Source organism: Novosphingobium album (ex Hu et al. 2023), assembly GCF_022832385.1.
Classification (GTDB): domain Bacteria; phylum Pseudomonadota; class Alphaproteobacteria; order Sphingomonadales; family Sphingomonadaceae; genus Novosphingobium; species Novosphingobium album.
This window is the reverse complement of sequence record NZ_JALHLE010000001.1, coordinates 170,602-196,622: the sequence shown is the minus strand read 5'-3', so window position 1 is coordinate 196,622 and position 26,021 is coordinate 170,602. Positions and strand designations below refer to the sequence as shown.

The following is a 26,021-nucleotide window of genomic DNA, read 5'->3' as shown; positions in this document are numbered from 1 at the left end:
GAAAACTCCCGTTGTTCCCCTCTTGTTCACCGTGAACAAATGCGATACATCGTTCCCCGTGACGTTGACCTTTCCGGTCAGACCGGTAGCAAAGGGGAAGTGTAATGGCTGCTCAGCTCAAGCTGATCCAGGAAGGCAAGGACAAGGATTCGATGGACCGTCAAAAGGCGCTCGAGGCGGCGCTCGCCCAGATTGACCGCGCGTTCGGCAAGGGCAGCGCGATGAAGCTGGGCTCCAAGGAGACGATGCAGGTCGAGGCGATCTCCACCGGTTCGCTCGGGCTCGACATCGCGCTCGGCGTTGGCGGTCTTCCCAAGGGGCGCGTGATCGAGGTCTACGGTCCGGAAAGCTCGGGCAAGACCACGCTCGCGCTTCACGTTATCGCCGAGGCGCAGAAGAAGGGAGGCACGGCTGCCTTCATCGACGCCGAGCACGCGCTCGATCCGGTTTACGCCAAGAAGCTGGGCGTAGACATTGACGAACTGATCGTCTCGCAGCCCGATACCGGCGAGCAGGCGCTGGAAATCACCGACACACTGGTTCGTTCGAACGCGATCGACGTGCTGGTGGTGGACTCGGTTGCCGCGCTGGTGCCCCGGGCCGAGATCGAGGGCGAGATGGGCGACAGCCACGTCGGCCTTCAGGCCCGTCTGATGAGCCAGTCGCTGCGCAAACTGACCGGCTCGATCAACCGTTCCAAGTGCATGGTGATCTTCATCAACCAGCTGCGCATGAAGATCGGCGTGATGTACGGCAACCCGGAGACGACCACGGGCGGCAACGCACTCAAGTTCTACGCCTCGGTCCGCCTCGACATTCGTCGCACTGGCCAGATCAAGGACCGTGACGACATCATCGGCAACGCCACGCGTGTGAAGGTGGTAAAGAACAAGGTAGCCCCGCCGTTCAAGCAGGTCGAATTCGACATCATGTATGGCGAAGGCATTTCCAAGATCGGCGAAATCCTCGATCTCGGCGTCAAGGCGGGCATTGTCGAGAAGTCGGGCGCCTGGTTCAGCTACGATTCGATCCGCATCGGGCAGGGGCGTGAGAACGCCAAGACCTACCTGAAGGAAAACCCCGAAGTCTGCGACCGTCTCGAAAAGGCGATCCGTGCGCAGACCGAAGGCCTTGCAGAGGAAATGATGGTCGGCCCTTCGGCGGAAGACGACGAATAAGCGCGCGCTGTTCGCGATGACAGAACCCCGGCCCTTGCGCCGGGGTTTTTGTTTTGTGTTATCGGCTTGCTGTTCTTGTGGCAGCCACGGCTCCCATGTGCGCCGTTCGGGCAATGATGGCTTCGTTTCCGGCAATGTCCGCCGAAGGCGAATCGACATACACCGCCAGGAGAAAGGCCTTTCCGTTTGGTGTGCGCACGACAGCGATGTCGTTGACGGCACCGGTCATGTTCGTCCCCGGCTTGTTGGATACGGTCCATCCCGCGGGCATCCCTGCACGAATGCGCCGTGTTCCATTGCGTTCCTGCGCCATCCAACCGAGCAACTGCTGGCGGTCCTTCCAGTCCAGATACCCGTTCCCCAGAAGCAAGCCGCCGAGTGACGCGGTTATCGCAGAGGGCGTCGTCGTATCGCGCAGGTCCGCCGGCGAGCCAGTGTTGAGCGCGGGTTCGATGCGGTCCAGCCGGGACACGCGGTCCCCCAGGTCCCGGAAGACCTGCGTCACAGCCTTCGGACCGCCGGCTACGCTGAGGAGATGATTGGCGGCTATGTTGTCGCTGTATTCGACGACCGCTGCGCAGAGTTCCCTGACGGACAGCATGGAGCCCGCCGGGAGGGACCCGGTAACGGGCGAATTTCCGACCTTCGGGATGCCGCCCATTGCGATCCGGCGATCCATCAGGCCGGGCTGTGTCCGCGCCTTCCTGAACAGGGCGGCAGCCAGAAAAACCTTGAAGGTGGAGCAGAACAGGAACCGCTCGTCCGCACGATGGGCCATGACGACCCGACCGTCCGCGGCACGCATCATCGCGCCGAGCCGAATGCCGTGCCGCTGTTCCAGCCCTTCAAGACTGTCGGCAGCAGCGGCGGGTGATCCGGCCAGGGCCAGTGCGACAGCGCCGATCAGGTCTCTGCGGGACCACAGGATGATGTCCGTACTCAAGCGCGCGCTCCCCTCATGATGGTCGTCGTGCATGAGGTTGGGATGACATGCCAGTGCCGAAATGTCGCAGCTCGTGCGGGCGTGACACGATCCATCGCAATTCCCGAACACTCTGACCGCAGCTTGTAGCTTGCCGACCTCGCGCGCGTGCCTTATCGGCGCCAGAATGCAGACGACGAACGAGATCCGCCGGTCCTTCCTCGATTACTTCGGCTCGCAGGGCCATGACGTGGTGCAGTCCGCGCCGCTCGTGCCCTATAACGATCCGACGCTGATGTTCGTGAACGCGGGGATGGTCCCGTTCAAGAACGTCTTCACGGGCCTCGAGACCCCTGCCACACCGCGCGCCACCTCCTCGCAGAAGTGCGTGCGCGCGGGCGGCAAGCATAACGATCTCGACAACGTCGGCTATACCGCGCGCCACCACACCTTCTTCGAGATGCTGGGGAATTTCTCCTTCGGCGACTACTTCAAGGAACAGGCGATCACCCATGCCTGGACCCTGCTGACGAAGGAGTGGGCGCTCCCGGTCGAAAAGCTGCTCGTCACCGTCTATCACACCGATGATGAAGCCTTCGACCTGTGGAAGAAGATCGCGGGGCTCCCCGACGAGAAGATCATCCGCATTCCGACCAAGGACAACTTCTGGGCGATGGGTGATGACGGCCCGTGCGGCCCGTGCTCGGAAATCTTCTTCGATCACGGGGATCACATCTGGGGCGGCCCTCCGGGATCGCCGGAAGAGGACGGCGACCGCTTCATCGAGATCTGGAACCTCGTGTTCATGCAGTTCGAGCAGGCCGCGGGCGAGATTATCGGCGAACTGCCCAAGCCCTCGATCGATACCGGAATGGGCCTCGAGCGTATCTCGGCAGTCATGCAGGGCGTGCATGAAAACTACGACATCGACACCTTCAAGGCGCTGATCGCGGCCTCGGAAAGCCTCACCGGCGTCAAGGCCGAGGGTGCGACGCAGGCCAGCCACCGTGTCATTGCCGACCATTTGCGCTCGACCAGCTTCCTGCTCGCCGATGGCGTGCTCCCCTCGAACGAGGGCCGCGGCTACGTCCTGCGCCGCATCATGCGCCGCGCGATGCGCCACGCGCACCTCTTGGGCGCGAAGGACCCGCTGATGCACCGCCTGGTGCCCGCGCTGGTCGCCGAGATGGGGCAGGCCTATCCCGAGCTCGGCCGCGCGCAGCCGCTGATCGAGGAAACGCTGGAGCGCGAGGAAGTTCAGTTCCGCCGCACACTCTCGAATGGCCTCAAACTGCTTGATGAAGCGACCGCCGAGATGGGCGAGGGCGCCCGGCTTCCCGGCGAGACCGCGTTCAAGCTCTACGACACTTACGGGTTCCCTTACGACCTCACCGAAGATGCCCTGCGCCCGCGCGGCATTTCGGTCGACAAGGACGGCTTCGACGCTGCCATGGCTCAGCAGAAGGCTGCCGCGCGCGCCGCGTGGAAGGGGTCGGGGCAGGCCGCCGACAGCGAAGTCTGGTTCGACATCGCCGAGCGCGAAGGTGCCAGCGAGTTCACCGGCTACACCTCGACCAGCGGCGAAGGTCGCGTCGTGGCGCTGGTCGTGGACGGCAAGGAAGTCGAGAGCGCCAAGGCTGGCGACGCCGTGACCGTGCTTACCAACCAGACCCCGTTCTATGGCGAATCGGGCGGTCAGGTCGGCGATGCCGGCACGATTACCGGCAAGGGCCTCAAAATCACCATTGCCGACACCGCCAAGCCGCTCGGCCGCCTGCACGCAATGAGCGGCACGGTCGAAGAGGGCACGATCAAGACGGGCGATGTGGTCAATCTGGTGGTTGACGTCGAACGCCGCGATGCGATCCGCGCCAACCACTCGGCTACGCACCTGCTGCACGCGGCGCTGCGCAACCGGCTGGGCGATCACGTCACCCAGAAGGGCTCGATGGTCTCGGCCGATCGCCTGCGCTTCGACTTCTCTCAGCCCACCGCGCTTTCCGCCGAGGATATCGCCGCGATCGAGGCGGAAGTGAACGCCGAAGTGCGCGCCAACGAGCCGGTGCTCACTCGTCTGATGACGCCGGAAGACGCCATCGCGGCAGGCGCCATGGCGCTTTTCGGCGAGAAGTACGGCGACGAAGTCCGCGTGTTGTCGATGGGCCGTCAGGCAGGCGATCACGCCTATTCGGTCGAACTGTGCGGCGGCACTCACGTGCGCGCCACGGGTGACATTGGCGTGTTCCGCATCGTCTCGGAAAGCGCGGTCAGTTCGGGCGTGCGCCGCGTCGAGGCGCTGACCGGCGAAGGTGCGCGCCAGTGGCTCACCGGCCGCGAGGATGCGCTCAAGAACGCCGCGGGCCTGCTGCGCACCAATCCCGAAGAGGTCGAAGCTCGCATCGCCGCACTGCTGGACGAGCGCAAGAAGCTCGAACGTGAACTGGCCGAGGCGAAGAAAGCGCTGGCGTTGGGCGGCGGCAGCGCCGCCTCCGGCCCGGCGGACGAGACGGTGAACGGCATGACCTTCTCCGGTCAGGTGCTCGACGGCCTGGATCCCAAGGACCTGCGCGGGTTGCTCGATCAGGCCAAGCAGCGCATGGGTTCGGGCGTCGCGGCGATCGTCGCGGTGAACGAAGGCAAGGCCTCGATCGCGGTTGCCGTGACCGACGACCTGAAGGACAAGGCCAGCGCCGTCGATCTGGTCCGTGCGGGCGTGGCTGCGCTCGGCGGCAAGGGCGGCGGTGGCCGTCCTGACATGGCGCAGGGCGGCGGGCCGGACGGCGACAAGGCCGCTGAGGCTATTGCGGCGGTGAAGGGCGTGCTGGCGGGATGAGGTTGGGCGAGGGCGCTCGGAAGGCCGGAGCTCTGACGGGCTGCGTCCTCTGGCTGGTGTCCTCGTTCATGCCCTTGTTCGGAGGGGCGGCAAAGCACGCGGTGGTCTGTCGAGGGCGTGTGTTTGCCGGGAACTTCGACGACTGCTTCAACGACTACATTCCACTCTTGGAACTTTTGGCACCGCTTGTCGCGCTGTGCTTGCTGTATTTTTTCGCCAGATTTGCATTTTCGTTGTGGGCTCCGGAGCCGAGCGAAAGGCGCATGCGCCGGCGCTTGGCAGCACGCGCGGGGGTAGCCGTCTATCACCCTAACATGCCAGTTCTTGCAGCTTTTGGGACCGGTTGGGCGCTTTGGCGAGCAGGCCTCTATCCTTTGGATGTCGTAACTCTGCCATTTCTTGCATTTTGGCTCATCTTTGCTTTGTGGTTTGTCATGGGAGGCTGGTCAGCCTGGCAGGCTGTTGCCCGAGGTGATGAATGACGGGCATCGCCACCATCGTCGCCGAAATCGCCGAAGAGATGCGCACACATGAGCATCGCGGCAAGGTGGCGGACTACATCCCGCCTCTGGCCGCCGTGCCGGATACCAAGTTCGGTCTCGCCGTCGTGCTGCACGATGGCACGGTCCACACCGCCGGTGACGCCGAAGAGCCGTTCTCGATCCAGTCGATCTCCAAGGTCTTCGCACTGACGCTGGCGCTGGGGGCAGTGGGGGATCAACTCTGGCAGCGGGTCGGTCGCGAGCCTTCGGGCTCTGCGTTCAATTCGATCGTCCAGCTCGAAAGTGAGCACGGTATTCCGCGCAATCCCTTCATCAATGCCGGGGCCATCGTCGTGTGCGACGTGCTGCTTGGCCGCTCGCAGCCGCGCGAGGCGATCGGGCAGCTGTTGCGCTTCGTGCGCATGGTGGCGGGAGACGAGGACGTGGTCATCGACGAGGCCGTGGCGCGCGCAGAGCAGGATACCGGCTTTCGCAACATGGCGCTCGCCAATTACATGCGGGCCTTTGGAAATGTCCATGCGCCGGTGGAACTGGTGCTGGGCACCTATTTTCATTTCTGCGCGCTGGCGATGAGTTGCCGCCAGCTGGCCATGGCCGGGCGTTACCTGATGGATGGCGGGCGCTCGGATGGGCATTCGGTCGTCTCGCCCCGGCGGGCGCGGCGTATCAATGCGCTGATGATGAGCTGCGGGCACTACGACAATTCGGGCGATTTCGCCTATCGCACAGGCCTGCCGGGAAAATCGGGCGTGGGCGGCGGCATCCTGGCTGTCGCGCCGGGGATTGCGAGCATTGCGGTGTGGTCACCGGGGCTCAATCCCAGCGGCAATTCGCATCTCGGGCAGCTCGCGCTGGAGCGGCTGGTGCACAAGACCGGCTGGTCGGTGTTCGAGCCGCGCTACGGCTAGCTGCACGCAGCCGGATTACGTCCGTTCCGGCTCCCGCAACTGGCCTGAGCGCAGCGCCGGTTTTTCCTTCAATCCACCTTCCTGCATGATCATCTCGCGGAATTCGTCGCGCTTTTCGTGGATCGAGGCGATTACCGGGCCCATCGCCACGCCGGTTTCCACCAGCACGGCCTCGGACAGTTGCAGCGAACTTTCCAGCGTTTCGGGCACGGCATGGGTAGCTCCGGCGCGGTAGAGCTGCGCGGCGTGGCTGGCGTCGCGGGCGCGGGTGATGATCGGCAGGTCCGGGAACTGCACGCGCAGCTTGCGCACGATGCGCTGGGCGGTGACGGGTTCGTCCATGGTCAGGATCACGGCGGCGGCATGGGCTGCACCCATTCGCAGCATGGCGTCGCCGCGCCCGGCATCGCCGAAGGTGACGGCGTAGCCCTGCCGCCGTCCTTCGCTGACGAAATCCGTGTCGCTGTCGACGGCCACGTAGGGGCGGCCGTGCTTGGTGAGCATGTCCGCGACGAGACGGCCGACACGCCCGAAACCGACGATGATGGTACGCGGCTGGCTGTCGTCTCCGGCGGGCTGGTGCGGCGCTTCCACCGTATCCACGCGGCGCGCCATGATCTTGCCTGTCAGCGAGAGGAGGGGCGTGACGGTGAGCCCTATGGCAGTGACGATCTGCCAGAACTGCGCGGTGCCCGGCTGGATCAACTGCGCCGAAGCGGCTGCACTGAGCACGATCAGCGTCGTTTCGGACGGGCTCGACATCAGGATGCCGGTTTCGGTCGCGGTGCCGCGCCGCGCGCCCATCAGCCGCAGCAGCACGCCGGTGACGACTGCCTTGAGGCAGATCACGCCCACCGTGGCGACGAGGATCGAGCCGAGGTTCTCCCAGACGACCTCGATATCGATGCTCATGCCGATGGTGATCAGGAATACCCCGAGGGCGAGACCCTTGAACGGCTCGGTGATCTGCTCGACTTCCGAATGGTATTCGGTCTCGGCGATCAGCAGGCCTGCCACCAGCGCGCCGACGATGGGTGAAAGGCCGGTGGCGGCGGTGGCCAGCGAAGCGAGGATGACCACCAGCAGGCTGGCGGCGAGGAACAGTTCGGGGCTCTTGGTGCGCGCGGCCTGTGCGAAAAGCGGGGGCAGGAGGTAGCGGCCGAAGACCAGCAGGGCGATCACCGCGCCGCTGCCCCACAGCAGGGTATGGAGCAGGTTGCCCATGCTGTTGCTGTCGGCATGGGGGGCGAGAGCGCCGAGCAGGAAAATGATCGGCACCAGCGCGATATCCTCGAACAGCAGCATGGCGAGCGCGGCGCGGCCGACAGGCGTGGCGGTATTGGTGATTTTCAGCACCAGCGCGGTCGACGACAGCGCCAGCGCGAGACCCAGTGCCATGGCACCGGCGAAGCCCTGGCCGATTGCTGCGAGAATGAAGGTCAGCGAGGCGCCGATGACGATCAGTTCCAGCGAACCGAGCCCGAATACCATGCGCCGCATCTGCCACAGGCGCGCGAAGGACAGTTCCAGTCCGATCGAGAACAGCAGCAGTATGATGCCGAACTCGGCAAAGACTTCCAGCCCGTCCGGATCGGTGATCGTCACATAGGACAGCCAGGGATGGTCGAACACGTGCCGGCCCAGACCGAACGGCCCCACCAGAAGCCCCACCAGGATGAACCCGATAACCGGGGTGATGCGGTACCGGTTGAACACCGGGATGACGATTCCCGCAGCGCCCAGAATCACCAGGGCGTCTGACAGGACGGGAGAATAGAGATCAGTGCTGCCGGCCATGTCCTGCCACTATGGCATGGCGAGTCGGACAGACAATGCCCAATAGTCTTTCAAATCGTGTCGCCGGGCCGGTGTCCGCATGAGATAGCGGCGGAGAGGGTGCCGAACTTCACTTGGCGTTCAGCATCCTGCTGGCTATAGACCCCGCCATGCTCGAACGTTCGCGATTGAAGACCGCCCTGCTTGCCGCCGCTACCGGGGCACTCGTTCTTACCGCCGGCTGTGCCGGAGCGGGAGGGAAGAACAAGGATACTGCCTACGTCGCGCGCGACGTTGATACGCTTTATGCGGCCGCGAAGGAGCGCCTGAACCAGGGACGGACCAAGCAGGCAGCCGCGCTGTTCGACGAGGTCGAGCGCCAGCATCCCTATTCGCCCTGGGCCCGCCGTGCGCAGCTGATGAGCGCGTTCAGCTATTACGCCGCGCGCGATTACAACAAGGCGATCCAGTCCGCGCAGCGTTTTCTGTCGATCCATCCGGGCAACAAGGATGCGCCTTACGCCTATTACCTCGTCGCGATGTGCTATTACGAGCAGATCAGCGACGTTACGCGCGACCAGAAGACGACAGAGCAGGCCAAGCAGGCGCTGACCGACATCATCCGCCGTTACCCCACCACCAGCTATGCCTCCGATGCCAAGCTGAAGCTCGACCTTGTGAACGATCACCTGGCCGGCAAGGAAATGACCATCGGCCGCTCCTACGAGAACAGTGGCAAGTGGCTGGCGGCGACGCTGCGATTCCGCAACGTGGTCGATAACTTCCAGACGACCAGCCACACGCCCGAGGCGCTGTTCCGGCTGGTCGAAAGCTATCTCTCGCTGGGCGTTCCCGAGGAAGCCCAGAAAGCGGCGGCGGTGCTGGAAAGGAACTATCCGGGCAGCAAGTGGTATGCCCGCGCGTACAAGCTCATGAAGAAGTACGCACCGGAAGCTGCCGCGGCCTGACCTGAAATCGAGGCTCGCCTCCCGAGGTGCACCGGGATCTGATGGATCAGGGCCTGGTTACGACTGGCGCTGTCATGGTGCTGGCGTAGTCCGGTTTGCCGATTACTTGATCTGAACGACCCTGCCGCCCGGTGCCGGGCGGCAAAAGGAAGCGTGCGAAGCGGGGTGACGGCGGCCTTGCTCTTCGCTAGAACGCTTCGCGAACATGCTCAGCCGTCTTTCCATCCGAAACATTGTTCTGATCGAGGCGCTCGACCTTGATTTTGCCGGGGGACTGGGCGTCCTCACCGGTGAGACCGGCGCGGGCAAGTCGATCCTGCTCGACGCTCTGGGACTCGTGCTTGGAAACCGGGCCGATAGTGGTCTCGTGCGCGGCGGCGAGGACCGTGCGAGCGTGACCGCCAGCTTCGATTTTTCCGCGCTGCCGGATGCCGTACGCGGCGTCATAGAGGCGGCTGAGCTTGAGATCGAGCCGGGCGAAGCGCTGATTCTCAAGCGCCAGCTCAAGGCCGATGGCGGCTCGAAGGCCTTCCTCAACGATCAGCCGGTGGGCGTGGCGCTGTTGCGTGAAATTGCCCCGGCACTGGTCGAGATCCATGGCCAGCACGACGATCGCGGTCTCGTGAATTCGCGCGGGCACCGGGCTTTGCTCGACCGGTTCGCGGGCGGTGACGTTGCTGGCGTGGAAACGGCATGGAAAGCTTGGCGCGCAGCGCGCGACGAGCTTGACGCCGCACGCGCGCAAGTTGCCAGGGCGGCCGAGGATCAGGACCTTCTGCTGGCGCATCTGGCCGAACTCACCACGCTGGCGCCGGAGGAGGGCGAGGAAGAGCAACTCGCGCTCGCCCGTGCGGCGATGCAGAAGGGGGAGAAGCTCGCCGACGATCTCTCCGCACTGCAGCACGTGTGGACCGGTTCCGATTCGGCGCTGGCGAATCTGCGCAGTGCTGCGCGGCGTCTCGACCGGATCGCGGGCGAGCATGAATTGCTGGCCGAGGCGCTGGCTGCGCTGGACCGCGCGGTGATCGAGGCGAGCGAGGCCGAGGACAAGCTGGAACGTGCCGCCGAGGCGCTGGCCTTCGATCCGTCCGAACTCGACCGTATTGAAACGCGCCTGTTCGATCTGCGCGCGGCGGCGCGCAAGCACGGCTGCCAGGTCGACGATCTGCCCGCGAAAATGCACGAGATGCGCGCTGCGCTCGATGCGATCGAGGGCGGAACCGAGCACCTCGCCGCGCTGGAAAAGGCAGCAGACAAGGCGGCGCTGGTCTATCGGGAGCAGGCCGAGGCGCTGCACGACCTTCGGCGGGCCGCAGCCAGGCGGCTTGATGCGGCCGTGGCGGGCGAACTGGCACCGCTCAAGCTCGATGCCGCGCGTTTCCAGACGTCTATGGTGCGCCTGCCCGAGGAGCGCTGGGGCGCGCAGGGCATGGATGCGGTGGAATTCCTCATCAGCACCAATCCCGGCGCCGATTTCGCCCCGCTCGCCAAGATCGCCTCGGGCGGCGAGCTTTCGCGCTTCATCCTCGCGCTCAAGGTGGCCCTCGCCGAAGAGGGAGGCGCCGCAACCGTGATCTTCGACGAGATCGACCGGGGCGTGGGCGGTGCGGTCGCCAGCGCCATCGGTGAACGTCTGGCGCGGCTAGCCAGCGCCGGGCAATTGCTGGCTGTCACGCATAGCCCGCAAGTCGCGGCGCGGGGGAACCGGCATTACATGATCGCCAAGTCCAGCGAAGGAACGGTCACGCGCACTTCGGTGACGCCGCTCGATTCTGCCGAACGCAAGGAAGAGATCGCACGCATGCTCTCGGGTGCCGAAGTGACCGACGAGGCGCGCGCGCAGGCGAACCGGCTGCTGGAGGGCGTGTGAGCGCGCACCCGCTCGACCGGCCGGTCTGGAACATGCTCAATGGACGGCAGGCTTCTCTGGCGGTGGCCAGCGGCGCGGCGGTGCGGATCGATCCGGGCTATGGCCCCTTCGCCGCTGCGCGCGACATCAGCGATGAGGCACAGGCGGCGCTGGCGGCCCTTCTGACCGGACCTGACGACCAGATCTGGCTCGTCGATAGTCTCGATTGGCCGGTGCCGCCCGGAACGCGGGTGGTGAAGAAGGCAGCACTGGTGCAGATGGTTGCGGCCAACCCGGCGCCGGTGCATCCCGGTGACGAACCGGTAGTGCTGCTGGGCGACGACTACGTTGCACAGATGTCCGATCTGGCCCTGGCTACGCAGCCCGGCCCGTGGAGCACGAACACCCAGAGCTACGGCGCCTACTACGGAATTCTCCGCGAGGGCAGGCTGGCGGCCATGGCGGGCGTGCGAATGCGCCCGGCACCCGGCTTTTGTGAAGTCAGCGGGGTGTGCACCTGGCCGGAGTATCGCGGGCAGGGCATGGCCGCCACGCTGATTCGTCGCGTCATGGCGGGCATCACCGCGCAGGGCGAGGTGCCCTTCCTGCACAGCTACGCCGCCAATGAAGGGGCGATCCGGCTTTACCAGTCGCTGGGCTTCGAGATTCGCAGCGAAATGATGGCGACGATTCTGCAGCGCGCCTGACGCGCGTGACCTGTCAGCCCCCGGCGGGCTCGGATCGCTGATTGAGGACGATCAGAAACAGCATGTACATGGTGCCGAACAGCAGCGAGCTGTAAAACGGATCGCGCCCGGCCTCGATCTGCCACATCTGGTATCCGGCGCCGGCAATGGCCTGAAACAGCCCCCACCAGTTCGCCAGCGCGCAGCCGATGCCGATCTTGGCAAGACACACGCCCTTTTCGAAAGGGGCCGTTCCGTCACGCCCCTTGATCATGCTGGCTCCGGCCCAAAGCAGCAGCACGCCGGTTGCGATCTCCAGCGCGAAGACCAGCGCCATGGCGGCAAGGACCAGAGGCGAGGGCGGGATCGGCAGCAGCGTGACCGGATAGGCCTCCTGATCGGCGTGGCTGGTAACGTAGGCGAAGAACGCCTGTGCTGCCCCGAAATTGGCTATGTTGTGGATGACGTAGAGAATAGCCATTGCGCCCAGAACAAGCGCGACTAGCGCTTTCAGAAGCCTGTCGATCACGATTATCTCCCTGTTGCCCGTCCAGAGGGTAACATGGGCAGGCGCGAACAAGGAAACGGACCTCGACGTGGCCTCTGACATCGAACCCATCAGTGAAGCTGACGCCGCCAATGAACTGATGCGCCTCGCCAAGGCCATCGCGCATCACAACCGTCTCTACCACGCAGAGGACGCACCGGAGATCTCCGATGCGGAATACGATGCGCTGATGCGGCGCAACGCGGAGCTGGAAGCGGCGTTTCCGCACCTGATCCGCCCCGACAGTCCGTCGCAGGCGGTGGGGCACGAAGTTGCCGCCTCGCCGCTCGGCAAGGTGACGCACGAGGTTCGCATGATGAGCCTCGACAATGCCTTTTCTGACGAGGAAGTGGCCGAGTTCATCGCGCGCATCCGCCGGTTCCTCTCGCTTGCGGCGGACGAGCCGGTGGTGATGACCGCCGAGGACAAGATCGACGGTCTGTCCTGCTCGCTGCGCTACGAGAACGGCAAGCTGGTGCGGGCGGCCACGCGCGGCGACGGGCAGGTGGGCGAGGATGTCACGCCCAATGTCGCGCATATCGCCGATATCGTGCAGGAATTGCGTGGTGACGATGTGCCCGAAGTCTTCGAGGTGCGCGGCGAAGTCTACATGGAGAAGGCGGCGTTCCATGCGCTCAACGCCCACCTGATGGACGAGGCACGCGCGCAGGCCGAGGCGAAGGGCGAGGCTTTCGATGACAGCAAGGTCCGCCAGTTCGCCAATCCGCGCAATGCCGCCGCCGGATCGCTGCGTCAGAAGGATGCGAGCGTTACCGCGAAGCGCCCGCTGCGGTTTTGGGCGCATGGTTGGGGCGCCGCCTCGCATGTGCCGGGCGAGACGCAGCACGAGGTGATCCGGCGGATCGAGAGCTGGGGCCTGCCGGTCTCGCCGCAGTTCCGTCAGTGCGGCTCGGTGGAGGAGATGCTGGAAGCCTACCGCGCCATCCGCGACGGGCGGCCGGGGCTTCCGTTCGAGATCGACGGCGTGGTCTACAAGGTTGACCGGCTCGACTGGCAGCAGCGGCTGGGCTTCGTCGCCAAGGCGCCGCGCTGGGCGCTGGCGCACAAGTTCCCGGCCGAACAGGCCGAGACCGTGCTCGAATCGATCGACATACAGGTCGGCCGTACCGGCAAGCTGACGCCCGTGGGACGCCTCAAGCCTGTCCTGGTGGGCGGCGTCACCGTCACCAATGTCACGCTGCACAACCGTGACGAGATTGCGCGCCTCGGCGTGCGGCCGGGCGACCGGGTGGTTTTGCAGCGGGCCGGGGACGTGATTCCCCAGGTCGTCAACAACCTCTCGCGCGAGGAAGAGCGTCCCGCGTTCGTCTTCCCCGATCACTGCCCCGAATGCCATTCCGAGGCCGTGGCCGAGGAAGGCGAAGTCGATGTTCGCTGCACCGGCGGCCTGATCTGCCCGGCCCAGCGCACCGAGCGCCTCAAGCATTTCGTCAGCCGCGCAGCGCTCGACATCGAGGGGCTGGGCGAGAAGACCATCGACGAGTTCTTCGCCAAGGGCTGGCTCGAAAGCCCTGCCGATATCTTCCGCCTGAAAGCCCGAAAAGACGAGATTCTCGCGCTCGAAGGCTGGAAGGACAAGTCTGTGGAAAACCTGTTGAGTGCTGTGGAAAGCAAGCGCGCGCCCGATGCGGCACGGCTGCTGTTCGGCCTTGGCATTCGCCATGTCGGCGCAGTCACTGCGCGTGATCTGATGAAGCGGTTCGAGACGCTTCCCGCGCTCCGCCAGATTGCCGAACTCGCGCACCAGAAGCATGGCGAGGAAGAGGCCAAAGCCGCCAGCGATGCCTATGCCGAACTGATCTCGATAGACGGGATCGGTCCGGTCGTGGTGGAAGCGCTCGGCGACTTCTTCCACGAGGATCACAATAAGCGCGTCTGGGACGACCTGCTCTCGGAAGTGACGCCACCGCCCTATGTCGTGGAGACGAAGGACAGTGAGGTGGCGGGCAAGACGGTGGTCTTCACCGGAAAGCTCGAAACGATGAGCCGCGACGAGGCCAAGGCGCAGGCCGAACGGCTGGGTGCCAAGGCTGCCGGCTCCGTCTCGCCAAAAACCGATCTGGTCGTGGCCGGGCCGGGCGCCGGATCGAAGCTCAAGAAGGCGGCGGAACTCGGCATCGCGGTGATCGACGAAGCGGCTTGGGCGGAAATCGTGAAGGCTGCTGGCTGACGGGAGCCTTCAGCCGCCTTCCTGCAATTTCCGCCCGTTCTCTCCTCTTCGGGAAAGGTCAGGAATAGCGTCCTTGCCGCTCGTGAACCTGGCGGTAGTGCTGCACGCGGGTGGCGCGCAGGCCGGCCATGCCCTCGCGGTCGATGGCACGTTGCCAGGATGCAAGTTCTTCCAGAGTGAGATTGTAGCGCTCGCAGGCTTCGGCGATGGTCAGAAGCCCGCCATTGACGGCCGCGACAACTTCGGCTTTGCGTCTCACGACCCACCGGGACGTGTTGGGTGGAGGCAGGTTTTCCTTCCCAAGCGCCTCTCCCAGTGGACCGATAACCTTCTCGGGCCGGTCGAGATCAGATTGAAGCATGGCTGGTCCTTTGTATCAGTACCAACCCCCCTTGATGCTCAATTCTTGGCGAAAACCGTTAATGTCCAATATCCGAAGATAGTTAATGTGAATTTAGAGGATATCCGTCAATTGTTTGAAAAACATGTGGAAAATTGGAAATCAAAAGATTCAGATTTATTTAGACAGCGTTAACCTGTCCTAATTACTTCTGCTGGGGAACGCCGCGACGGCTAGGGGGTATCGGTCAGGGACATGGTTTCGTCTGCGCACAAGCGCGCTGCCTGCAAGGCTGTGGCAAAGCATGTCTCGGCTGAAGGTTGCCAGTTCATCGTGCGCCCCGACAACATCGAGGCGGGCCAGCGTTTTCGGTTCAATCTCGAAGGCCTTGATCCGGTGATCGGCAGTGTACGGTGGGTTGTGGGGGACCGTGTAGGTTTTGCGTTCGACCGGCCGCTGTCCCGCGGGAGCCAGGACGTGCTGACCGGCTATTGCCGCTCCGTGCTGGGGCTGGATCTCTTTCTCGCCTGACGCGAGGCCGACCTAGCGCCGGCGCTTGCGCATCCAGAGAATCGACCAGTCGCCGTTGACGAGCCTTGCTGCCAGTCGCAGCCCGGCCTTGCGGCAGGCGGCTCTCACGGCCCGCTCTTGGGTTTCCAGCAGTCCTGCCAGCAGCAGATGGCCGCCGGGCACGAGCGCAGTGCCGAAATCCGGCGCGAGTGACACGAGCGGGCCGGCCAGGATATTCGCCATGATGAGATCATAGGGTCCGCGGGCGGCGAGCAGCCGGTGGTTCATGCCGTCCGCTACTGTCATCGTCAGTTCGCCCGGGCCCGGCCCCATCGGCATATCGTTGGTCCGCGCATTGGCTTCCACCACGTCCACGCACACGGCGTCGATATCGCTGGCAGTCGCCAGCGCACCGGGCCACAGCGACAACGCGGCGAAGGCAAGGAGGCCGGTTCCGGTGCCGATGTCGGCGCAATTGCGCACGACGAGCCCTTGCGCCTTCATGTGCGTGAGCATGGCAAGGCACCCGGCCGTCGTCGCGTGCTGGCCGGTGCCGAAAGCCTGGCTTGCGGGAATCGTGAAATCCAAAAGGCCCGGTTCGCGGATTGCCGGATGATCGGGTGTATGGACATGAAAACGCCCGGCGCGGATCGGCTGGAGATCCTGCTGGCTGGCGACGAGCCAGTCTGTGTCGGGTAGCTTCTCGACTGCGAATTTGGGGGCTGTTCCCGCGAACAGCGCCGCAAGTGCGGCCTTTTCGGTGCGGCCCGGTTTGCGCGGCAGCCAGGCTTCGAGTTGCCAGTCGTCGGGCTTGTCCTCGGCCACTTCGCTGCCGGACAGGACGATGTCCGGATCCCAGTCGAAGGCATCTTCGTGGGCGACCAGCGCCGCCTCGATCACCAGTCGGGGTGCGAATGCGGTCAATTTCCAGCTCACGGAGGTCAGTCCTTGGCTTCGCTGGCAAGCCGATTTTCGAACCGCTGCATCGCTGCGTCAGCATAGACACGGCAAGCTGCCGGATCGGCAAGCGGGGCGTTACCTGCAAAACGCGCCATCATCGCGCTCGCGGCCGGATGCGGGGTCAGCAGGATATCGCAGGGCAGGGTCGCGATTCGGGTCAGTCCCTCGCGAACCTGCGCCACGCGGTCCGGGTGAGCGGTGAAGCGGTAACCGTCCGCCGAAATTGCGGTTGCGCTGTCGGCATAGGCGATCATGCGGCAAGTGAAAGCCTCGTCGCAGGATTGCCAGGTCCAGCTGGTTGAGCCGGGCGAATGGGCAGGGGTGGCGTGGGCTGTCGCCGCGATGTTGCCGGCTACGATGCTGTCTCCATCGGCCAGCACGCGATCCACTTTGACATGGGGCATGCCCTTCAGGTCGCCAAACTGCGGGTCGTCGGCGGCCGGTTCGCCTGATTCCAGCACCATCGCGGCCGGGGCAATAGCAGCCACTTTGGCGCCGGTTGCGCGCTGCAGGGCCGCCAGCGCACCCGCATGGTCGAAATGCTCGTGGCTGATCATGATCCAGCGCACATCCTTCGGCTCAAACCCCAGTGTAGCGATGTTGGCGAGGACGAGCGGTGCGGCTTCGGCCATGCCGCCGTCGATCAGCACGTGGCCATCGGGGCCGGTGATCAGGATCGCTGCAATGCCGCACGTGCCGACATACCAGGTATTGCCGAAGACATGCGCGGGCGGAGCCGGGTCGGTCCAGCCATCGTGCCCGGCACAAGCCTCAGCCAGCGCGGCCATCGTGCGCGGCGCGGGGGCGGCCGGAGCCGCGTGGACGGTTGCGGGAGCAGCCGCGAGCAGGGCGGTGGACAGCATGGTCTTGAGCAGGCGAGTCATGCCCGTGCTTTAGGCTGCACCTGTCCGATATGCCAGAACCGCACGCGATCTTGCGTTGCAGAACTTGCACCGGCCCGCGATTTGGCTAAGGGGACTTGCAAGAGGGCAGCGTGCTGCGCTGCCGAAGGCAAGGGGATTCGTTACGCCATGGCCAACGCCGGCACCAGAAACCGACCGCTATCGCCCCATCTCCAGATCTGGCGCTGGGGCCCGCACATGTTCGTTTCGATCATGCACCGTGTCACGGGCAATGGCGCAGCCGTCGCCGGGCTTGGCATGCTGCTGTGGTTCCTGGGTGCTCTGGCCAGCGGCCCCAAGGCCTACGAGACCTTCTCGTGGGCGATGACGACCCCCATCGGCTACATCGTCATGGTAGGCGTCTCCTGGTCGGTCATCACCCACATGATGAGCGGCATCCGCCACTTCTTCCTCGATGTCGGCGCTGGCTTCGAGCTCAAGACCAACCGGACCTGGTCGATTCTCTCGCCGGTCCTGGGTGTCGTCTTCACCGCCGCCTTCTGGGCGCTCCTGCTGCTTCGCTGAGGGACAGGCACAATGGGTAACGGAACTTCCATCGGCCGCGTTCGCGGTCTCGGCTCGGCCAAGAGCGGCTCGCACCACTGGCTGGTGCAGCGCTTCACCGCCATCGGCAACCTCTTCCTGCTGCTGTGGCTGGCGGTCTCGCTGGTGCTGCTGCAGGACTACAGCTACGCCTCGGTCGCGGAATGGCTGTCGAAGCCGGTCCCGGCGGTCGCCATGATCCTGCTCGCCGTCTCGACCTTCTGGCACGCCCGCCTCGGCATGCAGGTGGTGGTCGAGGACTACGTGCATGAAGACGGCAGCAAGTTCGCCTGCCTCGTCGCCCTCAACTTCGCCGCATTCGCTGGCGCCGCTTTCGGCGTCTTCTGCGTCGTCCGCCTCGCGCTGGGAGCCCATTGATGTCCGCCCCTGCTTACAAGATCATCGACCACACTTATGACACCGTCGTCGTCGGCGCCGGCGGTTCGGGCCTGCGCGCCACGATGGGCTCGGCCGAAGCCGGCCTCAAGACCGCGTGCATCACCAAGGTGTTCCCGACCCGCTCGCACACCGTTGCGGCACAGGGCGGCATCGCCGCTTCGCTGCAGAACAATACGCCGGACCACTGGACCTGGCACATGTACGACACCGTCAAGGGGTCGGACTGGCTGGGTGACCAGGACGCCATCGAATACATGGTGCGCGAAGCGCCCGACGCGATCCTTGAGCTTGAGCACGCGGGCATGCCCTTCAGCCGCAACGAGGACGGGACGATCTACCAGCGTCCGTTCGGCGGCCACATGCAGAACATGGGCGACGGTCCGCCGGTGCAGCGCACCTGCGCCGCGGCCGACCGTACCGGCCACGCCATGCTGCACACGCTGTACCAGCAGTCGCTGAAGTACGACGCGGACTTCTTCATCGAATACTTCGCCATCGACCTGATCATGGACGGCGGCAAGTGCGTCGGCGTGATCGCGCTGTGCCTCGATGACGGTTCGATCCACCGCTTCCGCGCGCAGGCCGTGGTGCTGGCGACCGGCGGTTACGGTCGCAGCTACTTCACCGCGACGTCCGCGCACACCTGCACCGGCGACGGCGCGGGCATGGTCCTGCGCGCCGGCCTGCCGCTGCAGGACATGGAATTCGTGCAGTTCCACCCCACCGGCATCTACGGTGCGGGCGTGCTCATCACCGAGGGCGCGCGCGGCGAGGGTGGTTACCTCACCAACTCCGAGGGTGAGCGTTTCATGGAACGCTATGCCCCGTCGGCGAAGGACCTTGCCTCGCGTGACGTCGTCTCGCGTTCGATGGCGCTCGAAATCCGCGAAGGCCGCGGCGTGGGCCCGAACAAGGACCACATCTACCTGCACCTCGATCACATCGATCCCAAGGTGCTGGCGCAGCGCCTGCCGGGCATCACCGAATCGGGCAAGATCTTCGCGGGCGTCGACCTGACCCGTCAGCCGCTGCCGGTGGTTCCCACCGTCCACTACAACATGGGCGGCATTCCGACGAACTACCACGGCGAAGTCATGACCATCGGTGCCGATGGCAACCCCGAAACGGTCGTCCCCGGCCTGTTCGCGGTGGGCGAGGCGGCCTGCGTGTCGGTCCACGGCGCGAACCGCCTTGGCTCCAACTCGTTGACCGACCTTGTCGTGTTCGGCCGCGCGACCGGCCACCGCCTCAAGGAACTGCTGACGCCGATGGCCAAGCAGCCCGAGCTGCCGAAGGACTCGGCCGACCTCGCGCTGACCCGTCTCGATCACTTCCGCAACGCCGACGGCAGCACGCCGACCGCGCAGATCCGCACCGAGATGCAGCAGACCATGTCGGGCCACGCCGCCGTGTTCCGCACCGACGAAGTCATGGCCGAAGGCAAGGTTGCCATGGCCGAAGTCTACAAGAAGATGCAGGACATCAAGGTTTCGGACCGCGGCCTGATCTGGAACTCCGACCTCGTCGAGACGATGGAACTGGACAACCTGATCGGTGCGGCCACCGTCACCTTGCACGGCGCCCACGCGCGCAAGGAAAGCCGCGGCGCCCACGCGCACGAGGACTTCCCCAACCGCGACGACGCGAACTGGATGAAGCACACCGCAGCCTGGTTCAACGGCTGGGGCGGCCAGGGCGGCGAGGTTCGCCTCGACTACCGCCCGGTGCACGAATACACGCTCACCGACGATGTCGAGTACATCAAGCCCAAGGCCCGCGTGTACTAAGCGCGGCGGCTTGATCCGATGACAAAGAGGGCGGCGATCCGGAAACTCGGGATTGCCGCCCTTCTTGTATCCAGCGTCGTCTGGCCGGGCTCTGCCGTGGCCGAGTCGGCGCCGGCCACGATTGCCGGGCAATATGACGGCAGTCAGACGGAAATGGCGGCGCACCTCGAACTCGGCGAGGACGGGCGCTATCGCTATGCCCTGAGTTACGGCGCGGTCGATGAATATTCGCAGGGGACATGGACGAGTACCGGCAGTTCGATTGTCCTGACCAGCGACCCGGTGGAAGCGCCTCGCTTCGATTTCCTTGGTGAAAAGGCGCGGGCAGCGCCCAAGGGGGCGCTTGCGGTCCAACTGGAAGTACCGGAGGCGCTTCCCCTGTCGCTGTTCAGCGCCGTAGTCACATTGGCCGACGGCAGCACTTTTGCCTCGGACTTCAGCGATGGCGGGTTGATCATCCCGCTTGAGAACGGAAAGGAGCCCGTCTCGATCATGCTCGCCCTGCCGATATTCGAAGTGCAGGGAGAGACAGTCCTTGTCGCTAGGCCAGCGGGGAAGCGTCTGGAGTTCGTGTTTCAGCCCAATGCCCTCGGCTTCAAGATCTTCGATCATGCCATCCTGCCCGAGCGTGAGGGGGCCTTCATGATCCAGCGCTATGGACGGGACGTGGCATTCCGCAGAACGGAGGATTGACCGCAGCCACGTTCACTTGGCATTCATGTTTACAACCGTAGTCGATTACGAGTGTAAACGATGGAGTGGGATGTGGCGGAGAAGCCCGATCAGCCGGAGCGTATTTCCGAGGCCGAACAGGCCGTCATGGAGGCGCTCTGGCAGCGTTCGCCACTGACCGCGCAGGAAGTCTGCGAGGAAGTCTGCGGGCCGCGCGGCTGGAGCCTCAATACGGTCAAGACGCTGCTTTCGCGCCTCGTTGCCAAGCAGGCCGTCGCCACCGAGCCGGACGGCAAGCGCTTTCTTTACACACCACGTATTGCGCGGTCCGACTATGTCGGCACCGAAAGCCGCCGTCTGGTCGACCGGCTGTTCGGCGGTCGTGCGGCGCCGCTCTTTGCGCATCTGGCCCAGGCCGAGGCGCTTACCCCGGATGACATCGCCGAAATCGAGGCCCTGTTGAAGGAGCTGAAGTCATGATCGAATGGCTGACCGATACGCTCGTGATGACCGGCGCGCTGATGGCGCTGGTGCTGCTTGTCCGCAGGCCGGTAGGCCGGTGGTTCGGACCGTCTGCGGCCTACGCACTGTGGGCGCTGCCGATGCTCCGGCTGGTCCTGCCGCCGCTTGCCTTGCCGCGCGGTCTGGTGCCGCATTTCGAGGTCGGCGTGCAGCAGATCACGGCTTCCGCGCACATTCCGGCCGAAGTGATCGCGCCAGTGGTCCGGACCGGTCCGGCTGATGTTCCGGCAACTGACGTTATGTCGGCGGCCGCTGATCCCGGTTTTCTGGCACAGGTCCCATGGGCCCAGTTGCTCCTCGCCTTCTGGCTGGCTGGTGCTGCGGCTTTCCTGGCATGGCGGTGCTGGAACTACGTCACCATGCGCCGCGAGTTGCTTGCGGGGGCGCGGCAGGTCGCGACGGCTGGCGGCGTGCGCATAATCGAAAGTCCGGTGGCCGCCGCGCCGCTCGCATTCGGCGTGTTCGACAAGGTGGTGGCTCTGCCTTCGGGATTTCTGGCTGATACCGACTCGGAGAACTCCGACTTTGCCATCGCACATGAACTGGAGCACCACGCGGGCAACGACCTGCTGGCGATCATCGTCATGCAACCGCTCTTCGCGCTGCACTGGTTCAATCCGCTGGCATGGGCGGCATGGCGCGCGTTGCGCGGCGACCAGGAAGCTGCCTGTGATGCCCGCGTCATGGCCGGGCGCGATCGTGCCGTGAGGGCGCGCTATGGCCGCCTGATCGCTTCCTACGCGGCGGGAACCCGGCTTGCCCTCGCCGCGCCGATGGCGGGCCCGCTCAGGGGCGGCAAGCCGATTATCCACCGGCTCAAGGCACTGGCTTGCAGCGATATTAGCCCCGCCCGCCGGGTGCTGGGCCGGAGCTTGTTTGCCATGGCTGTGGTCGCGGTGCCGGCTACCGCCACGGTCAGCTATGCCGCTATGGACGATGCAGATGCAACGGATACCGGGGCGGTGCAGGCCGCGCCTGCGGTTCCGGCAGTTCCTGCAGTTCCGGCGCTGACGCCAGTTGCGGCGCATCGCACTGTGGCTGCAGTGCCGCACGTCCATGGCGGACCGGCGCCGTTGACGTGTGATGAGGAGGCTGCCGTTGCGCCGGTTCCCCCGGCCCCTGTAGCCCCGCCTGAGCCTCCGGCTCCGCCTGCGATTGAGCGCAACGTCTGGATCAGCAAGGCCCGTGAGCAGGAGGCCGAGCGTCGGGCCGCTGAAGCCGGGCGCCGCGCAGCAGAAGCTGGACGCCGCGCCGCAGAGGCTGAGCGCATGGCTGCCGACGCGGCTGCCCGTGCCCCGCAGGTCGAGGAATCGGTGACGCGAGACGGCAAGAAGGTCATCCGCATCACGCGCAAGGACGAGAGCGGCAAGCCGCGGATCACACAGCAAATGATCCTCGACGAGGATTGCTCCGCCGACCAGCGCCGCGAAAAGCGGACGGAGGCCAAGGACGGGACCACCTCGGTCGTGATCTGCACGGGTGTGCCAAGGGTGGCGATGACGGCGACCGTCTCGGCACTGAAGTCGGCCCGTCAGGCGATCGTTTCAAACCGCAATCTGGACGAACAGACTCGCGCCGAAGCCCTTGGCGACCTCGACCGCGAAACCGCCGATGCGTTTCGTGAGATGAAGCAGGGTCGCTGATTCTACTGCGTTGAAGGGGAATATAGCACCGGATGCGTTTCATCGCTCCGGTGCTTTCCTTTTTACCGGTTGCACTGGTGTTTTGGCCGCCATATCGTTCCCGAAAATTCGGGAGGGATGTGGCGATGCATGAAAAATACCCCGGTGTGTTCTCATCTATCCGGCTGGGGCCGGTGGAACTGCCGAACCGGTTCTTCTTCGCGCCGCACGGCAGTGCACTTTCGGCGGGCACCAAGCCGGCCGACGATCTGGTTGCCTACAGTGCCGAGCGGGTGCGCGGGGGAGGATGCGGACTCGTGGTGGTGGCGCTGGCCATGCACGAGCGGGGGCGCACCCGGCAGCCGAGTCCGCACGAGGCGGTGAACATCCCGGCCTTCCGCGTGCTGACCGATGCCATCCACGAGGCGGGGGGCAAGATCTTCGGCGAGCCGTTCTATCACTGGATCGGGGCAGGGTACTGGCAGCTTTTCAGTCCGCCGGCGCCGGCCATGGCGCCGTCGGTGCGGCAGTTCGGACATGGCGGCCGGGCCCATTCGACGCGCGCGATGGCGCGTGACGAGATTGCCCGCATGATCGAGGCAACGCGCGAGACCGCGGCGAACATGGCGGCGGCCGGTTTCGACGGGATCATGCTGCACGTCAGCCACGCGGCGCTGATCCAGCAGTTTCTCTCGCCCTGGTTCAACGAGCGCGATGATGAATACGGCGGTTCGCTGGAAAACCGGATGCGCTTCCTCGTCGAGAGCCTGCGCGCGGCCCGCGAGGGCGGTGGGGGGCAGTTCGCGGTGGGGCTGCGGCTCAATTGCGATGAGCAGCTCGCGGGCGGCTATGGCCCCGACACGGCGCGTGAGGTTGTGGCCACGCTCGTGGCGCAGGGGCTGATCGACTACATTGATCTCGATGTCGGGCTGGAACCGCAGCAGTTCCGCCACGGAATGCCGACCGGGTTCGAGAAGGCACAGTACTACCGCCCCTGGGTGGAAGCCGTGCGCGGTGCGGCGGGCCATGTGCCGGTGCTTTCGGTCCTCGGCAATATCACGGACATGGCCGATGCCGAGGCGGCATTGCAGGCGGGTGTGTGCGATGTGATCGGCTCGGCGCGGCAGCTCATTGCCGAGCCCGAATTTGTTCAGAACGCGCGGGAGGGGCGCGAGGACCGCAGCCGCACCTGCATCGCCTGTAACTGGTGCACGGCGGCGGGCGGTGAGGGCGCGCAGGGATGCGCGATCAACCCGGCGTCCTACCGGGATCGCCTGTGGGGGCGGCACTCCTATGAACCAGCTGAGGACCCGAAGCACGTCGTCGTGGTGGGCGGCGGTCCGGGCGGCATGGAGGCGGCACGCGTCGCGGCGGAAAAGGGGCATCGCGTCACCCTGTTCGAAGCGCGCGATGCGCTGGGCGGTGCCTTGGCACTCTGGGCAGGGCTGCCCGGACGCGGGCACTATGTTGCAGCCATCGACTGGTGGGTGCGCGAGATGGACCGGCTGAAGATCAATGTGCGGCTTGGCACCCCTGCAGATGAGGCCACCATATTGGCCGAGGCGCCCGATGCGGTGATTGTCGCCACAGGAGCCGCGTACAGCCCGGGCGGCCGCTCGATCACTTTCGACGGTGATATTCCGGGCTGGGACCAGCCGCATGTCCTGCGGCCGGAGGACGTACTCTCTGGAGGCGCGAAGCCCGGTGGACACGTGTGGATCTTCGATGCGGAAGGCTATCACACCGGTACAGGCATTGCCGAAATGCTGGCCGATGCCGGGGCCGATGTGCGGTTCGTTAGCGCGGGTTGTTCGCCGGTCTCAGCGCGCAACACCGATAACTGGGAAGAGAGCTATATCGTCGCGCGGATGAAACGGGCCGGGGTGGAATTGATGCCCTCGACTTGGCTGCGCTCGATCGGGCCGGACAGCGTCACGCTCTACGATGTCCACACAGGCGAGGAACGCACCGAGCCTGCCGATGCCGTGGTGCTCGCGACCGGCCGTGTGCCGCAGGACGCTCTGGCACGGGCGTTGGAAGGCAAAGTGGCGCAGCTCTTCACCATCGGTGATGCGCTGGCGGCGCGGATGCTGGCGGCGGCGCCTTACGAAGGGCAGAAGTTCGCGCGCCTGATCGGCGAGCCCGGCGCGCCCTCCAGTTTTGCCGAAGCCTGGTTCGCGCCCGACTCCCTGGACGTGATGCCGTTCCCGGCAGACGTGCCGAGGCCCATGGTTAGCGCCAGCGCAGCCGGTCAGCGGTGAGCTGGCTGACGCTGGTCACGCCCATCAGCTTCATGTTGCGCTCGATCTCTTCCTTGAGGATGCCCACGGCGCGTTCGACGCCGGGCTGTCCGGCTGCGGCGAGTGCATAGAGGTAGAGCCGCCCGCCCGAGGCGCAGGTGGCCCCCGCCGCCAGCGCCTTGAGCACATGGGTGCCGCGCCGCACGCCGCCGTCGCAGATGATCTCGATCTCGCCGCCCACGGTATCGGCGATCTCGCGAATCTGGTCGAAAGGCGCGCGGCTGCCGTCGAGCTGGCGGCCGCCGTGGTTGGAGACCATGATCGCATCGGCGCCGATCTCGACCGCGCGGCGCGCGTCGGCCACGCTCATCACGCCCTTGAGGCAGAAGGTGCCGCCCCACTGCTCGCGGATCTGCGCGGCCATCCTCCAGTCCATCGACTGGTCGAGCATCTCGGTGAAATAGCGCTGGATACTCATCGCCTCGCCGGTGCCCGCGCTGACGTGGGTATCGAGGTTGGGCAGCGAGAACTTCTCACGAAAAACGTAGTCCAGTGTCCAGCGCGGTTTCGTGGCGTAGGACAGCAGCGAGGATGGCGTGAAGCGCGGCGGCGAGGAAAAGCCCGAGCGCAGGCAGCGTTCACGCTTGCCCCCGACGATGGTGTCGACGGTCAGCGCGATGGCATCGAACTTCGCGGCCTGGCAGCGCTCGATCATCGAGCGGTTGAGCCCCTTGTCCTTGTGAACATAAAGCTGGAACATCTTGGGATTGCTGCCCATCGCGCCGATCTCCTCGATCGACACGGTCGCGAGGCTGGATATCCCGAACCACAGACCGAACTTCTGCGCGGCGCGCGCGACGGCGCGCTCGCCCTGCCAGTGGAACACGCGCTGCAGGGCGGTGGGCGACAGGATCAGGGGCAGGGCACTCTTGCGGCCCATGATCGTGATCGTGGTGTCGATCTCTTGCACACCTGCGAGCACGTCGGGCACAAGATCGGCGCTGTCGAACGCGGCCGTGTTGCGGGCTTTGGTCAGTTCGTCGTCAGCCGCGCCGTCGATGTAGTCGAACACCGGCCAGGGCAGGCGTTGTTTGGCCAGCAAGCGGAAATCGGCGATGTTATGGCAGTCGGACAGGCGCATGAAGAGGGTCTAGCACGCCAGC

Annotated in this window: 22 protein-coding genes; 15 read left to right on the top strand and 7 right to left on the bottom strand. The window is 65.2% G+C overall.

Going from position 1 to position 26,021, the window contains the following annotated elements; all coding sequences use genetic code 11:
* Positions 1–104 precede the first annotated feature (104 nt).
* Positions 105–1,178 carry a recombinase RecA gene (gene recA / locus MTR64_RS01005; RefSeq protein ID WP_243989867.1) on the top strand — a complete coding sequence of 358 codons (1,074 nt, stop codon included), beginning with the start codon at positions 105–107 and terminating at the stop codon, positions 1,176–1,178.
* Between the two features lie 58 nt (positions 1,179–1,236).
* Here the strand turns inward: recA and bla (MTR64_RS01000) are convergent, their stop codons facing one another.
* Positions 1,237–2,121, bottom strand: coding sequence for a class A beta-lactamase (bla, locus tag MTR64_RS01000; RefSeq protein WP_243989866.1), 885 nt, complete (start codon positions 2,119–2,121; stop codon positions 1,237–1,239).
* Between the two features lie 166 nt (positions 2,122–2,287).
* Here bla (MTR64_RS01000) and alaS point away from each other — a divergent pair, with 166 nt between their 5' ends.
* Positions 2,288–4,933, top strand: coding sequence for an alanine--tRNA ligase (gene alaS / locus MTR64_RS00995; protein WP_243989865.1), 2,646 nt, complete (start codon positions 2,288–2,290; stop codon positions 4,931–4,933).
* 478 nt (positions 4,934–5,411) lie between these two features.
* On the top strand, positions 5,412–6,344 hold the full coding sequence (locus MTR64_RS00990) for a glutaminase (protein ID WP_243989864.1): 933 nt from the start codon (positions 5,412–5,414) through the stop codon (positions 6,342–6,344).
* Positions 6,345–6,359: 15 nt separating this feature from the next.
* Here the strand turns inward: MTR64_RS00990 and MTR64_RS00985 are convergent, their stop codons facing one another.
* The gene (locus tag MTR64_RS00985; RefSeq protein ID WP_243989863.1) at positions 6,360–8,141 is read right to left on the bottom strand and encodes a cation:proton antiporter; all 1,782 of its coding nucleotides are present in this window, start codon (positions 8,139–8,141) and stop codon (positions 6,360–6,362) included.
* A gap of 149 nt (positions 8,142–8,290) precedes the next feature.
* Here MTR64_RS00985 and MTR64_RS00980 point away from each other — a divergent pair, with 149 nt between their 5' ends.
* From MTR64_RS00980 to MTR64_RS00970, 3 genes are all read left to right on the top strand, one after another.
* Complete coding sequence (locus tag MTR64_RS00980) at positions 8,291–9,088, top strand: outer membrane protein assembly factor BamD (protein ID WP_243989960.1); 798 nt, start codon at positions 8,291–8,293, stop codon at positions 9,086–9,088.
* A gap of 205 nt (positions 9,089–9,293) precedes the next feature.
* Positions 9,294–10,958 (top strand): DNA repair protein RecN, encoded by a 1,665-nt coding sequence (gene recN / locus MTR64_RS00975; protein ID WP_243989862.1) that lies wholly within the window; start codon positions 9,294–9,296, stop codon positions 10,956–10,958.
* A complete protein-coding gene (locus tag MTR64_RS00970) occupies positions 10,955–11,644 on the top strand; it encodes a GNAT family N-acetyltransferase (RefSeq protein ID WP_243989861.1) in 690 nt (229 codons plus the stop codon). The genes recN and MTR64_RS00970 overlap by 4 nt, the downstream gene beginning before the upstream one ends.
* A gap of 13 nt (positions 11,645–11,657) precedes the next feature.
* On the opposite strand, the gene MTR64_RS00965 is transcribed toward MTR64_RS00970, so the two are convergent.
* Complete coding sequence (locus MTR64_RS00965) at positions 11,658–12,152, bottom strand: DUF2165 family protein (protein WP_243989859.1); 495 nt, start codon at positions 12,150–12,152, stop codon at positions 11,658–11,660.
* Between the two features lie 118 nt (positions 12,153–12,270).
* Here MTR64_RS00965 and ligA point away from each other — a divergent pair, with 118 nt between their 5' ends.
* The gene (ligA, locus tag MTR64_RS00960) at positions 12,271–14,361 is read left to right on the top strand and encodes an NAD-dependent DNA ligase LigA (RefSeq protein ID WP_243989959.1); all 2,091 of its coding nucleotides are present in this window, start codon (positions 12,271–12,273) and stop codon (positions 14,359–14,361) included.
* Between the two features lie 58 nt (positions 14,362–14,419).
* Here ligA and MTR64_RS00955 read toward each other — a convergent pair whose 3' ends face one another.
* Positions 14,420–14,722: a DUF1153 domain-containing protein gene (locus MTR64_RS00955; RefSeq protein ID WP_243989858.1), complete on the bottom strand. Its 303-nt coding sequence runs from the start codon at positions 14,720–14,722 to the stop codon at positions 14,420–14,422.
* A 234-nt stretch (positions 14,723–14,956) separates the two neighbouring features.
* On the opposite strand from MTR64_RS00955, the gene MTR64_RS00950 reads away from it, so the two are divergent.
* Positions 14,957–15,232: a PilZ domain-containing protein gene (locus MTR64_RS00950; RefSeq protein WP_243989857.1), complete on the top strand. Its 276-nt coding sequence runs from the start codon at positions 14,957–14,959 to the stop codon at positions 15,230–15,232.
* A gap of 12 nt (positions 15,233–15,244) precedes the next feature.
* On the opposite strand, the gene MTR64_RS00945 is transcribed toward MTR64_RS00950, so the two are convergent.
* Both MTR64_RS00945 and bla (MTR64_RS00940) read right to left on the bottom strand, forming a co-directional pair.
* Positions 15,245–16,147 carry a 50S ribosomal protein L11 methyltransferase gene (locus tag MTR64_RS00945; protein WP_243989856.1) on the bottom strand — a complete coding sequence of 301 codons (903 nt, stop codon included), beginning with the start codon at positions 16,145–16,147 and terminating at the stop codon, positions 15,245–15,247.
* Positions 16,148–16,152: 5 nt separating this feature from the next.
* Positions 16,153–17,055, bottom strand: a complete 903-nt coding sequence (gene bla, locus MTR64_RS00940; RefSeq protein WP_243989855.1) for a subclass B3 metallo-beta-lactamase — start codon at positions 17,053–17,055, stop codon at positions 16,153–16,155.
* A gap of 147 nt (positions 17,056–17,202) precedes the next feature.
* Here bla (MTR64_RS00940) and sdhC point away from each other — a divergent pair, with 147 nt between their 5' ends.
* The 7 genes from sdhC to MTR64_RS00905 all read left to right on the top strand — a co-directional run bounded on the left by sdhC (position 17,203) and on the right by MTR64_RS00905 (position 24,879).
* Positions 17,203–17,598 carry a succinate dehydrogenase, cytochrome b556 subunit gene (gene sdhC / locus MTR64_RS00935; RefSeq protein ID WP_243989854.1) on the top strand — a complete coding sequence of 132 codons (396 nt, stop codon included), beginning with the start codon at positions 17,203–17,205 and terminating at the stop codon, positions 17,596–17,598.
* A gap of 12 nt (positions 17,599–17,610) precedes the next feature.
* A complete protein-coding gene (gene sdhD, locus MTR64_RS00930; protein WP_243989853.1) occupies positions 17,611–17,994 on the top strand; it encodes a succinate dehydrogenase, hydrophobic membrane anchor protein in 384 nt (127 codons plus the stop codon).
* On the top strand, positions 17,994–19,802 hold the full coding sequence (gene sdhA / locus MTR64_RS00925) for a succinate dehydrogenase flavoprotein subunit (RefSeq protein WP_243989852.1): 1,809 nt from the start codon (positions 17,994–17,996) through the stop codon (positions 19,800–19,802). Before sdhD ends, sdhA begins: the two co-directional genes overlap by 1 nt.
* Before the next feature lie 96 nt (positions 19,803–19,898).
* Entirely contained in the window at positions 19,899–20,495 is a 597-nt protein-coding gene (locus MTR64_RS00920) for a hypothetical protein (RefSeq protein WP_243989851.1), read from the top strand.
* A 60-nt stretch (positions 20,496–20,555) separates the two neighbouring features.
* Entirely contained in the window at positions 20,556–20,954 is a 399-nt protein-coding gene (locus tag MTR64_RS00915) for a BlaI/MecI/CopY family transcriptional regulator (RefSeq protein WP_243989850.1), read from the top strand.
* Entirely contained in the window at positions 20,951–22,639 is a 1,689-nt protein-coding gene (locus MTR64_RS00910) for a M56 family metallopeptidase (RefSeq protein ID WP_243989848.1), read from the top strand. Before MTR64_RS00915 ends, MTR64_RS00910 begins: the two co-directional genes overlap by 4 nt.
* A gap of 125 nt (positions 22,640–22,764) precedes the next feature.
* On the top strand, positions 22,765–24,879 hold the full coding sequence (locus tag MTR64_RS00905; protein ID WP_243989846.1) for an FAD-dependent oxidoreductase: 2,115 nt from the start codon (positions 22,765–22,767) through the stop codon (positions 24,877–24,879).
* Here MTR64_RS00905 and MTR64_RS00900 read toward each other — a convergent pair.
* On the bottom strand, positions 24,851–25,999 hold the full coding sequence (locus tag MTR64_RS00900) for an alpha-hydroxy acid oxidase (RefSeq protein WP_243989845.1): 1,149 nt from the start codon (positions 25,997–25,999) through the stop codon (positions 24,851–24,853). The genes MTR64_RS00905 and MTR64_RS00900 overlap by 29 nt on opposite strands.
* Between the last annotated feature and the right edge of the window lie 22 nt (positions 26,000–26,021).